The organism is Desulfopila aestuarii DSM 18488 (genome assembly GCF_900143695.1).
Taxonomy (GTDB): Bacteria; Desulfobacterota; Desulfobulbia; order Desulfobulbales; family Desulfocapsaceae; genus Desulfopila; species Desulfopila aestuarii.
Genome location: NZ_FRFE01000039.1, coordinates 22,626 through 37,433, shown reverse-complemented (window position 1 = coordinate 37,433; position 14,808 = coordinate 22,626). Strand labels below are relative to the sequence as shown.

Here is a 14,808-nt window from a genome sequence, read left to right as displayed (position 1 = left end):
AGTCAGAAAACCCGCAAGCGCGTTGAAGAGATATTCGGCTGGATCAAGGACGTCGCCTGGCTACGAAAATCGAGATACAAGGGTGCCGAAAGAATAGGGTGTTTGTTTACATTCGCAGCGGCGACATACAACATGGTCAGGATGCGCAGCCTGGGGATAGGTGTCTCCGGTTAATGGTAAAATGCCCATTAAGGGTACAAGCAACCGTGATTACGGAGCGAAAATACGCTTACTTCACTGAGGAAGAGCCCCTATAAACAGTGTTAAAGATCAATTTTGAAGCAGGCATAAAAATGATCGTTATAAACCTGCACAATTTTTCAACGTCCTGTTAGGAATGGCAATATTTGGTTAAAAGGTGTTTTCGGTGCGGAGGTCGGAGCAAGACCAAATATATAGTTCTCACTCTGCCTTCCTCTCTCCCTGCTATTTCTATACTTTTCTCATCCCAAGTACGCTTAATCCGGAAGAACCAAAGATAATTACTTCTTATTTTTTTCTACGCCTTAAACCAGCGAGGCCAACAAGACCGGTACCAAATAAAAGCATGGTGGATGGTTCTGGAACTGGATTAGGGACAATCGAGAAGTGAGTTAGACTGCCAAATCCCCAATCAACAAACTGAATAAATGGTATTTCCCGATTTCCAATGTCACAAAAGGCAGAAATCGAATATTGCTTACCCGCATCCAAACTTAAAAATCCGTAAGGCCTGTTTCTGGAATTATATGATAAGTCGAACACTAACCCACCATTATCATCATAAAGCCATAGATCCATAGGCAAACTACCGGGATTACCACCATCACCTGTTCCATAACCTAGGGTAACTGGCCCGGACTCGATACTATTGTCTGGAATAAGCACAAAGGAAAAGCCAAGAGAGATTTGAGTCGAGTAGCTCAGTTCACATTCCGTGAGATGCTCTGGTGGCCAGTGATTCCATATAGTATCAGACATGTAAAAAGAAAAACTTTCAGATCCAAATGAAGCCCCAGAACCTGCCCAGTGATCCAGAACAAGCCTAGTTTCTTCTGATGGAGAGTAAAGCAAATGATTGTGTAAGGTTCCAAACCCTCCTTGTGCAGAAGCTTGTGCTACGTTTGTCATGGTTCCATTTTCAAGATCATTTATTCCAGTGGTAATTTGGGACGAGGCAACTATATCGGAGTATGCGAAAGAGTAACCAAATGAAAGCGCAGGGAAGGTGCAAAAGAGCAAGGACGAGTGCAGTATCAATAAAGAACAACGTAGCATTTTGGCTCCTACATATAAGGGTTATCAAATTACCGAAGCTGTGCAATAAACATTCCATAGGACATGCATGGTAAAAGGCAGATGGGGTGATGCCTGGTTTCCTTAAAAGTTAGGGTAAATGATAAAGGTGACGAAGTGCAGGAAATACAAAAACATTCCGATTAATCGGAATTATACTCCAGAAAGCCGAATTAAATCCGAAAAATATGATACCATACAACAATTGTTTGTATGATGTCAGGCGAAACAACCGATACCACGACAGGATCGTGCAGTATCTAGCAGTACCGGATAGAGATTTCCACTGCCAATGAGAATGGACAGACTGTTCCAAAGATTTGAGCTTATTCCTGAACCCCAGAAGCTAGGCTATCGTTATTTTTGGCAGGATAACTACTGAAAAGCTGCTCCATCTCAAGCAATGTTGATGCTCAACACTACTTCCATCTCAATACAGCCCCCACCCATAGCATCTCAATCACTCCAAAGACAGACACTACACTATTGGATTAGCCATATCCGGCCACAATCGCCAAATTTTAACAATCGTCCGTAAATTTCGAATCAACTGGTCAATTTCTGACCAGCTGCCCAAATACTGATCATTTCACCACACCACACACCTACACCCAAAATCATCAGCAATAATGTTTTTCTATTTATTTCTGATAGTTAAAAATATTTCAACATCACACCCAATTGGCAGTATATTTGCTTATCTGTTGACATTCCAACAAATATACTCCAAATGTCATTCTGACGAGTGTACGATTGCCTGCAATCGGAAGACAGATCACCACAAAACGAGGTAACCGATGAAACGAGTTCTGGTCGTTGACGATGAAGCGGATATGCTCTGGATGCTCCAGCGCAATCTCAATAAGGGCATGAAAGATGTAGAAATTCTTGCCGCAGAGTCTGGTGAGGAGGCGTTATCGATATTAAGCGATAAGAAAGTCAATCTTGTTATCAGTGATATCAATATGCCGGGAATGAACGGGCTCGACCTGCTGCTGGAAATCAATAACCGTTATCCACAGACAGGGGTCATTATCATGACCGCTTATCCGTCGAACACCTATGAAAACCAGGCCATGTTGGGCGGTTCGTTACGTTTTATCGAAAAACCTTTTGACATCAAAGATGTGCGCCAGATTGTTCAGGACACATTGAACGCCGAAGAAGGTTTTCAGGGCACCGTGGACGGCATCGACCTGATGGATATTGTCCAGTTCAATGGTTTGGCTCGGGCCACCGCTGCTCTCAAGGTCACCACCGCCAACAACGAGGGCATGATCTTTTTCAAAAACGGTGCCGTTGTCCATGCCATGTGCGATTCCGAGAGCGGCGAAAGCGCCTTTTTCAAGCTCATTTCCTTTCAAGGTGGTTCACTGCAGAATATTCGCGGGGTAGAACCGCCGGTGATGAGCATCAAAAAGAGCCTGGAATCGCTGCTGATGGAGGCAGCTAGTCGCTCAGATGAGCATGAAGAGGAAGGCAAAAGTAATGAAACCACTGAGCACGGACAGATCGCAGAAATCGACTTTGACTTTCTGGATTCCGAAGAAACCACAGTGATTGCAGAGCCTGATTTCACCGAAGCAGTACAGACTGTTAGCACCGCACCGGAAGTTGTTGAAGACACAACATCAATAATAGAAGAGGGGGAATTGGAAATGACGGAAATTCAAGAAATATTGGCAGAATTCACCAATATCGAAGGTGTTCACACGGCCTGCCTGGTCGGCCGGGACGGCTTTCTACTCGACAGTCTTGCCCGGGCAGGGATCGATTCTGAAATGATCGCCGCCATCGCCTCATCAGGATTTGGTTCCGCCGAATCCATGGGCAATCAGCTGGGACAGGGTGAGCTGAATATGACCATGTTTGAATATGACAGTGGCCCGGTCATGTTCGCTCCGGTTGGCAACGAGGCGTTCCTGGTCATCGTCGCCGACAAGGGAACAAACCTCGGCTGGATCCGTATTGCCATAAAGAAGAATTCAAAGAAAATTGCGGCAATCGCTGAACTGTAAAAACAGCTCTATACAATCGCCGATCAGGAAAACTTGTCATTCCTGGTCGGCGATCATCGCACATCACTTTTGATAGCGCGGATAGTCGGTATACCCTTCAGGACCAGGCGTGTACCAGAGTGACATATCATCATATGGCGTAAGCGGCCAGTCATTCTGCCATCGTTCCACCAGATCGGGGTTGGAAATAAATGGCCGACCGATGCAGGCGATATCCGCCACTCCATCACTCAGGCGTTGTTCTGCATCCTCACGACTATAGCCACAATTGCCGATAATCGGCCCCTTGTAATAATTCCTGAATTCGGCAAGCGTCATCGGTTCACCCTGATTATGAAAACCAAAGGCCAGACCATCCATGATATGCACATAACCTAGATTCAATTTGGCCAGTTGCTGAATGGTATAGAGATAGGTTTCGCGATAATCGGGGCTACCCATGTCATTAAACACACCGTTCGGTGAAAGACGGACTCCGACCCGCCCCGAGGGCCAGACCTCAAGAACCGCCGCCAACACCTCTGAGAGCAATCTGTACTTTTTCTCGACGCTGCCCCCATACTCGTCAGTGCGGAGATTGGTCTTTGAATCGAGAAACTGGTTCAAGAGATAACCATTGGCGCTGTGGACCTCTACCCCGTCAAAGCCGGCCTCTTTGGCGTTGATGGCTGCCCTTTTATAATCGGCCACGACCGCTCCGATTTCCGCCACTGTCAATGGACGCGGCACCTCATACTCTTTTTTGCCAAGCGGGGTATGGATTGCATCGCCATTTAATTTCACGGCAGAGGCGGAGACCGGCAGCTCGCCGTTATGGAAATCGCTGTGCGAGGCGCGACCGCAATGCCAGAGTTGGAGAAAAATCTTGCTGCCGGTAGCCCGGACGCGTTCAGTCACCTTACGCCAGCCATCAACCATCTCCGGTGTGTAGATGCCCGGGGAACCAATCCAGCCAATGCCCTGCTCAGAAACAACTGTCGCCTCGGTGATAATAAGACCGGCTGAACCACGCTGGCCATAGTGCTCAGCCATAGTCTCGTTAGGCACCCTGCTTTCGCCCGCCCGGCCGCGGGTCATCGGGGCCATGGCAATTCTGTTTTTCAAACTCAAATCACCTATCTTTACCTGTTCAAAGAGTTTTCCTGCTGCCATTTTTTTCTCCATATCATGTATTTCGTCTGATCCTCTGTAATCCAGCAGATCACATTGGCAACCGATTGATTTCGGGATACTGTTCCTAAAAAAACATAAGTAAATAGCCGGCTGGCCATCGGCCTGAGGCTGTGGAACGAAAAAACTATAATGCAGCTTTTGGCGTTGTCTTGTCCGAAAGCCTGACAAAACGATGACAGAGGAAGGTGGGAGATGAAAAACGTCAGGTAAAGGCCGCTTGTTTGAAGTCAACGGCCTTTTGAAAGTGCAGCCCTTTTACAGCTCGTAACTCTGGGCGAGAAAACCGGCAAACTTGCTGAAATACTGTTCATACTTCCCGATAAGAAGTCGTGATTTCCCCAACCATGTCTCTTTTGTGGTCATGAGAAAAATGAAAAAAGGCTGATCCGGCTGATGGCGGATAATAAAATGGTAATTGCTGGTGGTCACCAGGATGTCGTCAATTTCCTCGTCATCGGCAAGCAGCTTAATCGCTTTGGCGTTAGACTTAACGATGGAGGCAAGGTATGCGGATGCCGCCGCAGTCTCGATGTCGGCTCTGCTGCTCGCTTCAGCAATGGACATGCCGTCATCTACCGTGACCACGGCAGCCGCCAACACACCCGGCAGCTCTCCACACATCTTCTCAACAAGATTTTGTAATTGGTTAATCATAGTTACTCCTGAAACTAAAAAAGAGACAACTCTATGGTGGGATTTTTCTTCGCAATAGCGGAACTATACCATTCTCTTTTCGCTAAGTGAACTGAAGAATTGCCTTTTCATGCCAACAAACAGCTGGTGAGCAGTCCGCCGCTCACTCTTTTCATGGCCAGGAACGTCCGGTTTCACGACGGTCAAGCTTGCATATCCTTCTATCATCCTTATACTTGCTGAAATTCAAGGGAATAGTTCCAGTTCCGGCCCCTTCGGTGACAGTGCTGGCCTCCCGGAAAAAAATCAGCTACTCTACCTTGAGACTATCCGGAGCAGTATGCGAGCAGTTGTACAACGAACGACGCGGGCCAGTGTCACCGTGGACGAAACCGTGACCGGTGACATCGGCGCCGGCCTGGTGGTGTTTCTCGGCATTCACCCGCAGGACGAAGACAAGGAGATCCGCTGGATGGCGGACAAAATCGTCAATCTACGTATTTTTGAAGACGACGAAGGCAAGATGAACCGCTCCCTCGCAGATACCGGCGGGGAAATGCTTATCGTCTCCCAGTTCACTTTATACGGTGACTGCAGAAAAGGCCGCCGTCCAGGCTATTCGACCGCCGCACCACCGGAGATAGCCGAGCCGCTCTACCAGGCCTTTGTCTGGGAGATAGAGCGACTCGGCATCCGCACAGCTACCGGCGTTTTTCAGGCCTCAATGCAGGTTGAGTTGGTCAATGACGGGCCGGTGACCCTGCTGATTGATTCAGAAAAAAATTTTTAACTCTTTTATTCATCCCTATACATTCACTCCAGCCAGGATATTACACATGACCTTACAGACAGGGAAAACCTACTCGGGCTTCGTACTTGAAAAGCATGCTCATATAGCGGAGATCAATTCTGACGTCTACCTTTTCGAGCATGAAGTGCTGGGCTGCCCCCTGCTTGCCATCAAGAACTCGGATAACAACAAGACCTTCTCCGTCGCTTTCAACACCATCCCCACCGACTCCACTGGGGTAGCACATATCCTTGAGCACTCGGTGCTGATGGGTTCGAAAAAATATCCGGTAAAAGACGTATTCGGCGAGATCAATAAAGGTGGCCTCATGACCTTTTTGAACGCCATGACCGGTTCCGACGTCACCTACTACCCGTTTGCCACCAGGAACCTGAAAGAGTATTTCAGCATCATGGACGTCTATTGCGATGTGGTGTTCAACCCACTGATCGAACGCTCCACTTTTGAGCAAGAAGGCTGGCATTACCACCAGGAAGAGGAAGACGGACCGCTCACCTACCAGGGCGTGGTCTTTAACGAGATGAAAGGTGCCTTTTCCGATCCGATCAGGCTGATCTTCCACCACATTTTCGGTGGCCTCATGCCCGGCTCGACGTACGCCCATGAATCCGGAGGCGATCCCGCCAATATCCCGGATCTCTCCTATGAAGAGTTCTGTGATTTTCATCAGGAACACTACCACCCTTCCAACGCCATTTTCTTTGTCTATGGCGATGCACCGCTGGAAGAGGAACTGGGCTATCTGCAGGAAAAATTCCTGGCCGCCTACCCAAAGAGAGGCATCCGCTCGACCATCGAGGAAGGTAGTCAAGCCGACCGCCCGGTATTTATTACCGACCGCTATGCGGTTGATTCGCTGGATACCAAAGAAAAAACCTTCCTGGCAGTGGGTACCCACGTCTCAACCGTGCTCGACCGCGAGGAAAATGCCGCCTTTCAGGTCATTTCCAACATCCTCTTCAACTCCGACGGTTCACCACTGAAAAATGCCATTATCTCAAGCGGCATGTGTAAGGATTTCGGCGGATTTTACGTGTCATCCTCCTGTTTCAAGACTTTTATGGTCAGCTATCTGGTGGGCAGTGAAGCCGAACATCGCGACGCTTTTCTCGAACTTTACCAGAGGGTATTGAAAGAGATGGTGGAAAATGGCCTCGATCATGATCTGGTGTTGGCCGAGGTGAACAAATACGAGTTCAGCCTGCGAGAAGAGGCCAGCAAAGCCCAGCGAGGACTCGACCTGATCGGCAAGGCCATGACAGCCATCAAATACGGCACGGACCCTTTTGCCTGCCTGACAAGTGACGAGCTGATCCGCAACCTGCGGCGAAAAGCCCTGGAAGAAAACTATTTCGAAGAGCTGATAAAAAAATATCTGCTCGACAATCAGGCAACCGTCACCGTCACCCTCGTCCCGGATCCGAACAAGCAGGCCGAGACACAGCAGGCCGAGGCTGAGCGTCTTGAGGCCTTTGAGACCACCCTCACCAAAAAAGAACGCCGCAAGCTGATCGACCGGACTCAGGAACTGATGGAGATGCAGCAACAGCCAAACGACGTGGAAACACTGTCGCTGCTGCCACAGCTGACCCGAAGTGACCTGACCAGCGACATCACGTTCCATGCCGCCCAGCCAAGTGAAATGTTCGGTCGGGAGGTGTTGGTCAATGAACTGGAGACCAATCATATCTCCTATCTCGATATCGGCTTTGATGTCCGCTGCCTGCCCGTCGAGTTGTTGCCGTTTCTCGATATCTTCGGTACCATCATCACCGAGATCGGCACTGAAAGACTCGATTATCGCCGGTTCGCCAAAGAAATCGCCACCTGTACTGGTAACTTCTCCCATTCGCTGAACACCTATGCCAAAAGAGGCGAGCAGGATAGCCTCCGGCCTATTTTCTGGCTTCATCTCAAATGCCTGCCCCATTATCTCGAGCAGGCACTGCAACTGGTGGCTGAAGTTTTCACATCTCTGTCACTTGCCGACCGGGCCCGTATCCGTGAAATTATCGGCCGGGAATTCGCTTGGGCCGAGCACTCCGCCCAGAGTGAAGGTTACAGCTTGGCTTCCTCACGGGTTTTTGCCCAGCTCAGTCCTGCAGGACACTATAATGAGCTGTTTAGCGGCGTCACCTCGTACATGGCTTTAAAAGAGCTGGCCCTCAACTACAGCTCCAGGGAAGAACAGTTTCTCACAGCGCTGACGACCATCGCCACAACACTCTTCAATCGCCACAATCTCATTCTGGCAATTACCGCAGACAGCCAGGAGCTTGGTCATTTTGCCAAGATTGGCAACTGCCTCACAGATGGCCTGGCCGACAGTCCAGTCAACCTTCATCAGCTGCCACCGCTTGATATTCCCAAAAGTGAGGCATTCATCACCTCCGCGGAGGTGGTATTCAACGTGCAGGGCGCCAACCTGCTGCCAGGCGGCCAAGGTTACAACGGCCATTTCGAAGTTCTGAAGACCTACCTTTCCCGCGATTATCTCTGGAACAGTGTGCGCCAGATGGGCGGGGCCTACGGTTGCTTTGTCCAGTTCAGCCAGATAACAGGCAATATTGCCTTCGTCAGCTACCGCGATCCGCAGGTGAAAAAGACCTACGATGCTTATGCGAATATGCCTGGAGTAGTGGCCGGCCTGAAGATTCCTGAAAAGGTACTACAGCAGCTGGTGATCGGCACCTACGGTAATTTCGACCCGCACCAGAGCCCGGCGGCCAAGGGTGCCACTGCCAGAAACGAATATTTGAGCGGTATCGACGCCGAATATAAACACCGGCGCCTTGCGGAGATCCTCGACACGACGGTGGAGAACCTGCGCAGCTTTGCCGCACCGTTTGCCAAAATGCCTGAGAAAAGTTGCAGGGCCACCATCGGCAACAGAAAGAAAATCGAATCGGATCGATCGCTCTTTGATAAACTGACAGAGATTTAATGAGAAAAGCAGGCCCGGTGTTGGAAGACAACACCGGGCCGCACTGCTGTTCCCCCGTGCATCACAATCTTATATCCTGCTGTTGTATCAACCTTTTTGCATGGTGAGCATCTCCGACCCACCACTCCAGATACGGTAGCGCACCTCACATCCCTCCGGCACATAGACCACCACCGGCAAACGACTGTTATAGCGAATCAGGTACGGCTCGCCACCGATGGCGATAAACCGTTCAACCTTCGGTGCATTCGGGTCCACCGCCATCATCGTCCCCATCATCGGGCCGATTTTGTCGACAACGTAACGGGTGTACCCCCATCCTTCAATGACCTCAGACTCAATACTTCCTCCGAAGCGATACTGATTCACACCATCAACCATCACAACCTTACCGACAATCACCTCCACCTTGTACAAGGTTTCATCATCCTTGGCAGGAAGCTGGAGGACATGGCGAACCATTCCTGCTTCAGCTTGAGGAAAGGCTTTCATGTTGTCATCCGCCAGGGCGGTAAAGGAAGTACTCAACAAGACCAACAGCATTACTAGCAGGATAGGTCTTTTAATCGCAGCATTTTTTCGGTTATTCCAGTTCATCTTTCAGCTCCTGAACAGCTTTCATGGTACTGTTGACCTTGGTGAAATCAAACCAGGTCTCCCCCTCCACCGGCAGGCTCAGGTTGGAACCGTACACCCGCCAGCCATCATGATAGATGGCCACATTTTTATAGCCGAGCGTGCGCAGAACCAGATAGCTATAAGCCGCCCGCTGTCCCGTCTGGCAATGGGTAATCACCCTGCTATCCAAAGGAATTTCTGAATAAAGAGACTTCAAGTCGGCAACGGGCAGCATCCGGTACGAATCGGGATCGTAATTTTGGGAAAAGTCGATATTTATCGCCCCAGGCATATGCCCACCGCGCAGGGCCCGGATATCGGTTCCATCATATTCGCCTGGGTACCTGACATCGATGATTACCGCCTTGTCTTTACCTTCAATAACATTCTTGAGTCCCTCCATGTTCACCCCTCTGTTAGTACCGGGTGTCATGGTGAATGTGGCGGCGGTGGTGCTATTTTTCTTTTCTTCAAGTTCACCGCCCTCTTTCTGCCAGCGCTCGATGCCGCCGTCATAGAGCTGTACGGTGCAGGAAGCGAACTCGCTGTTGCAGCCACCCAGCTCCAGCACCCAGAACATAACCCCGTTCCAGCTGGTGCGAGAAGCCGCGCCGTAGAGAATCACATGACTGTCACTGCCAATACCCATCTGGCCAAACTGTTGCTCAAGTCGGGAAATCACCGTTGCCGAACGTTTGGTGTCATCAGCATAGAGCTTTGATATCCAGCCCGGCAAAGGAACAGCCCCGGGGATGTGCCCTTCGGCATACTCTTCAGGGTAACGCATATCGACAATGGTCCAGCCCGGTTGACCTATCTTTTCCCGGACAAAACTGGTATCCACTAAAATTTCGCTACCATCGACGGCATGGGAAAACGATGGGCCGAAGCAGAGCAAAACCACTACAACCAATTTAAAAAAATGTCGACCAAAAATGTTGATCATAACCACTCCGTATTGAAGGGAACCTCCGGTTATTAAAAATATTCCATTTACATGTCAGGCAGCATAATAGAACGTCGCCAGTCGATCAGCAATAAAATTGTGTCAGGATATCTCGCCGACCGTACATAATTTGGCCATATGTGATAAGATGAATCTCCACGAACACGAAATGAACAGATATTGCCCCCCACCACCGGCAATCACCATCTACGGAGGCTGAAAATGGCAGAAAATATATATTGGGCCGATACTTACGTCACGAAAACCCGAACCGCCCTTGATGCCATCAGCACCATTCGGCATGGACAACGCGTTTTCATTGGTTCCGCCTGCGGTGAACCCCAGGTACTGGTCAGAGCCCTGGCCGAATTATCGCCCCATTTCAGTGGTCTCGAAATCGTCAGGATGATGAGCCTTGAAACTTCATCGCTTACAGAGATTGCCAACCGGACCCAGGATGCCAGTCTCAACATCCGCTCCATCTATCTCGGCTCCACCACCTCTGAACTGCTGTCCCGCAACAAGCGCTTTATCACCCCGATGAACATGTCGGACGTGCCCAGCCTCTTCTCCAGCCGGAGAATGCCGATCAACGTTGCCCTCATTCAGGTTTCCCCGCCGGACGATTTCGGCTGGATGAGTCTTGGCGTCTCTGTTGATGTTACCCTGGCAGCTGCCACGGCTGCAGATTTCGTCATTGCCCAGGTGAACAGTCGAATGCCTCGGGTTATGGGCCACAGCTTCATCCATGCCAACCAGGTCGACCTGGTGGTTGAACATGACGAACCCTTGCTGACAATTTCCCCGATCGAGCGATCAGATACCGCCATCAAGATCGGTAAGCAGATCTCCCGGTTAATTGAAGACGGATCCACCCTGCAGGTGGGTCTCGACGCAGCCTCCCAGGCAACGGTGCAGGCATTGCAAGGGAAGAACGATCTCGGTTTTCACTCCCAGTATCTCACCGAAGACGTCATGCATCTCTATTCGCAAGGAGTCATCACCAATCGGTGCAAAGGCTATAATGACGGCAAACTCGTGGCCTCGGCTGCACTGGGCAGCAACAACCTCTATGAATTTCTCCATGACAATCCAGGCATTGAATTTTATCCATCCGACTACGTCAATGATCCCTTCACCATCGCCCGCCATAACAAGATGGTGACTATGAACCGAGCGCTGGCAATCGACCTCACCGGCCAGGTACTCGCCGAGGCCATGCCCCAGACTCTTTTTGCCGGTATAAGCGGTATTCCTGACTTTGTACGGGGCGCACGAGGCTCAAAAGGTGGCAAATCGATTATCTTCCTGCCGTCCACCACCCGTGACGGCAAAAAGTCGAACATCATCCCCAATGTTGGCGGCGAAACCGTGGTCGTACCACGGGGCGATGTCCATTTCGTGGCCACTGAGTTCGGGGTGATCAACATGTTCGGCAAGAGCCTGCAAGAGCGGGTCATGGCCCTCATCTCGATATCTCACCCCGATTTTCGTGATGAACTGCTCGACATCGCCAAAGATGATGGCCTGGTAGCCAAAGAGAGAAAACTTGGTACCGGCGAAAAAGGGGTCTACCCGGTCCATCTCGAAGAGTTTATTTACCGGGATGAATTGAAAATCTCCATTCGTCCGGCAAAACCGGTAGACGAACGGAGGATCCAGGAGCACTACTACAGTCTGGATAAAGATGACGTGATGAATCGCTTTTTTCACGAAAAAACAAGCTTCATCCGTTCAGATGTGGAAACTAAATCGCAGATCGATTACATTAGAGAGCTTACGCTCATCGCCCTGGTAGGCGAAACAGGTTTTGAGAAAGTGATCGCCATCGGTGAATATCTTCTGGAAGCAGACACCAACCTTGCAGAAGTCGCCTTTTCCGTTGCGACAGATTATCAGGGCATGGGACTTGGCAAGGCGCTCCTTAAAAAACTTGCCCAGGCAGCCCGAGATAATGGCGTTGCCGGACTTCTCGCCTACACCGTGCCAACCAATAAGGCCATGATCAATCTCTTCAAGTCGTTGCCCTACAAGGCACGTACCCATGTAGAGGACGACGGCCTCAAACTGAGTTGCAGATTCGACGAGCTGAAAGAAGGTTTAGACTAGTGCTTGCCAGGAAGCGAGGATGAAACCTCGCTTCCAGACAGACATTTTATATATTTTCCCACCATTAACATGTATTGATGCTGGTCTGACCATCGGTCATACCGCATCACAGTTGAGGAGCTGTACAAGAGGGTATCATGGCAAACAATCTGTACGTGGCCGCAACAGAGCCACGAAGCGGCAAGTCCGCCATCAGCCTCGGGCTGATGGAGTTGCTGACACGAAACATCAAAAAAGTGACATTCTTCAAGCCATTGGTCAAAGTTGACCACAGGCTTGGTGAACGTGACAACACCATCAACCTGATCAAGAACCAGTACAATCTCTGCACCAAATACGAAGAGATGTACGCCTACACCACCGCCGAAGCAAACCATCTCATCTCCCTTGGCAAACAGGAAGAGCTCATGGACGGTATCATGGCGAAATACAACCAACTCGCCGCCGTCTCCGACTTCATTCTCTGCGAGGGTATCGAGCTGGAAGGGGCAAGCGCCTCTTTTGACTTCGACATCAACGTCGATATCGCCAACAACCTCGGTTGCCCCATGATTCTGGTGGCCGGCGCCAAAATGAAAACACCGGAAGAGGTTGTCAGCGCTATCAAGGTCTACCATGAGTCCATGGAATCCCGCAGTTGCGACCTGTTAGCCACCATCGTCAACCGGGTTGACCCGAGCTATCAGGCCAAGCTCACCAGCCGCATCAAGCAGGAAAATCTCAAAGGGCTGACCTATATTATCACCAACGACGAAAACCTCGGGAACCCATCGGTTGGCGAAGTGGCCCGGCTGTTGAACGCCGAGATCCTCTACGGCGAACAAAACCTCAGCCGTCACGTCCGCAGCTTTACCATCGCCGCCATGCAGCTCAGAAACCTGCTAGAACGAATCGAATACGGCACTCTCATCATCACCCCTGGCGACCGCTCGGACGTGGTGCTGGCCTGCCTCGCTGCAGTACAGTCGATGACCATGCCCAACATATCCGGCATCATGCTGACCGGCGGTCTGGTCCCGGAAAAAGCGATCCAGACAGTTATTGAAGGGTTTCCCGACACCGTACCGATCATCGCGGTCGGGGAAAATACCTATCAGGCCGCTATTCGGGTGGAGAATATCCACGCTGCCATCACTCCGGACAACACCCGGAAAATCACCCAGGCACTGGCGGTCTTCGAGCGTCATGTTGACATGGATGAACTGAGCGACAAGATCATCAAGACCAAGACTACTATCGTCACTCCGAAGATGTTCGAGTCCCAACTTCTGCAGCGGGCTCGTGCCAACCGGCAGCACATCGTCCTTCCCGAGGGCGAGACCGACCGGGTATTGCAGGCGGCAGAGATTCTGCTGCGCCGTGAGGTTGTGGACCTGACACTTCTCGGCAACGAAGACAAGATTAAGGAGCGCATCAGCAGCCTCGGCCTGCACCTCGACAACGCTGCGATCATTGAGCCGCGCAAATCGGCCCATTTCGAAGAATACGCCGAAACCTACTACGAGCTGAGAAAGAATAAGGGTATCACCCAGGATAACGCCCACGACATCATGGGCGACCTGAATTTCTTCGGTACCATGATGATCTACAAGGGCCACGCCGACGGTATGGTCTCTGGAGCAATGCACACCACGGCAGACACCATCCGCCCGGCTTTCCAGTTCATCAAGACCAAACCGGAGTGCTCCATCGTCTCGAGTGTTTTTCTGATGTGTTTGAATGATCGCGTCCTGGCCTACGGCGACTGCGCGGTCAACCCGAACCCAACCGCTGAGGAGTTGGCCGAGATTGCCATTTCTTCGGCCCAGACCGCCGCTATTTTCGGCATCAACCCACTCGTGGCCATGCTTTCCTACTCTTCAGGAAAGTCAGGCAAGGGCGAGCAGGTTGAGAAGGTACGAAAAGCAACCGAGATCGCCCAGGAACGTGCGAAAACACTCTTCCCTGGTCTTGAAATCGAAGGGCCGATCCAATATGACGCCGCAGTCGATGCTGAGGTGGCACGTACCAAGATGCCGGACAGCAAGGTCGCCGGCCGGGCAACCGTCTTTGTCTTCCCGGATCTCAACACCGGTAACAACACCTACAAGGCGGTCCAGCGTTCTGCCAACGCAGTGGCCGTCGGCCCGATTCTGCAGGGTCTTAGAAAACCGGTGAACGATCTGAGCCGTGGCTGCCTGGTGACCGATATCGTCAATACCGTGGCGATCACCGCGGTCCAGGCACAGGCCGAGAAATTGGCAAAAAAATAATCCCGCCCTTTCTCACTATCAGTAACAAT

Annotated in this window: 11 protein-coding genes; 6 read left to right on the top strand and 5 right to left on the bottom strand. The window is 50.8% G+C overall.

Going from position 1 to position 14,808, the window contains the following annotated elements:
- A partial coding sequence (locus tag BUF15_RS23235) for a transposase (protein WP_143170840.1) occupies positions 1-174 on the top strand: 174 nt, incomplete at its 5' end.
- 315 nt (positions 175-489) lie between these two features.
- Here BUF15_RS23235 and BUF15_RS23230 read toward each other — a convergent pair.
- Positions 490-1,257: a PEP-CTERM sorting domain-containing protein gene (locus tag BUF15_RS23230; RefSeq protein ID WP_073616299.1), complete on the bottom strand. Its 768-nt coding sequence runs from the start codon at positions 1,255-1,257 to the stop codon at positions 490-492.
- 815 nt (positions 1,258-2,072) lie between these two features.
- Here BUF15_RS23230 and BUF15_RS26680 point away from each other — a divergent pair.
- Entirely contained in the window at positions 2,073-3,293 is a 1,221-nt protein-coding gene (locus BUF15_RS26680) for a response regulator (RefSeq protein WP_084554444.1), read from the top strand.
- A 63-nt stretch (positions 3,294-3,356) separates the two neighbouring features.
- On the opposite strand, the gene BUF15_RS23210 is transcribed toward BUF15_RS26680, so the two are convergent.
- Positions 3,357-4,445: an alkene reductase gene (locus BUF15_RS23210; RefSeq protein ID WP_073616297.1), complete on the bottom strand. Its 1,089-nt coding sequence runs from the start codon at positions 4,443-4,445 to the stop codon at positions 3,357-3,359.
- 276 nt (positions 4,446-4,721) lie between these two features.
- A complete protein-coding gene (locus tag BUF15_RS23205) occupies positions 4,722-5,120 on the bottom strand; it encodes a roadblock/LC7 domain-containing protein (protein ID WP_073616295.1) in 399 nt (132 codons plus the stop codon).
- Between the two features lie 319 nt (positions 5,121-5,439).
- Between BUF15_RS23205 and dtd the strand changes: the two genes are divergently transcribed.
- Both dtd and BUF15_RS23195 read left to right on the top strand, forming a co-directional pair.
- Complete coding sequence (gene dtd, locus BUF15_RS23200) at positions 5,440-5,889, top strand: D-aminoacyl-tRNA deacylase (RefSeq protein WP_073616293.1); 450 nt, start codon at positions 5,440-5,442, stop codon at positions 5,887-5,889.
- Between the two features lie 46 nt (positions 5,890-5,935).
- Complete coding sequence (locus BUF15_RS23195; RefSeq protein WP_073616291.1) at positions 5,936-8,854, top strand: insulinase family protein; 2,919 nt, start codon at positions 5,936-5,938, stop codon at positions 8,852-8,854.
- Between the two features lie 87 nt (positions 8,855-8,941).
- On the opposite strand, the gene BUF15_RS23190 is transcribed toward BUF15_RS23195, so the two are convergent.
- Together BUF15_RS23190 and BUF15_RS23185 are read right to left on the bottom strand one after the other, a co-directional pair.
- Positions 8,942-9,451, bottom strand: a complete 510-nt coding sequence (locus tag BUF15_RS23190) for an ecotin (protein ID WP_073616289.1) — start codon at positions 9,449-9,451, stop codon at positions 8,942-8,944.
- Positions 9,438-10,418, bottom strand: a complete 981-nt coding sequence (locus BUF15_RS23185) for a sulfurtransferase (protein ID WP_073616287.1) — start codon at positions 10,416-10,418, stop codon at positions 9,438-9,440. Before BUF15_RS23185 ends, BUF15_RS23190 begins: the two co-directional genes overlap by 14 nt.
- A gap of 222 nt (positions 10,419-10,640) precedes the next feature.
- Here BUF15_RS23185 and BUF15_RS23180 point away from each other — a divergent pair, with 222 nt between their 5' ends.
- Both BUF15_RS23180 and pta read left to right on the top strand, forming a co-directional pair.
- Positions 10,641-12,527, top strand: a complete 1,887-nt coding sequence (locus BUF15_RS23180) for a bifunctional acetyl-CoA hydrolase/transferase family protein/GNAT family N-acetyltransferase (protein WP_073616285.1) — start codon at positions 10,641-10,643, stop codon at positions 12,525-12,527.
- Positions 12,528-12,664: 137 nt separating this feature from the next.
- A complete protein-coding gene (gene pta / locus BUF15_RS23175; protein ID WP_073616283.1) occupies positions 12,665-14,779 on the top strand; it encodes a phosphate acetyltransferase in 2,115 nt (704 codons plus the stop codon).
- The last annotated feature ends 29 nt before the right edge of the window (positions 14,780-14,808 follow it).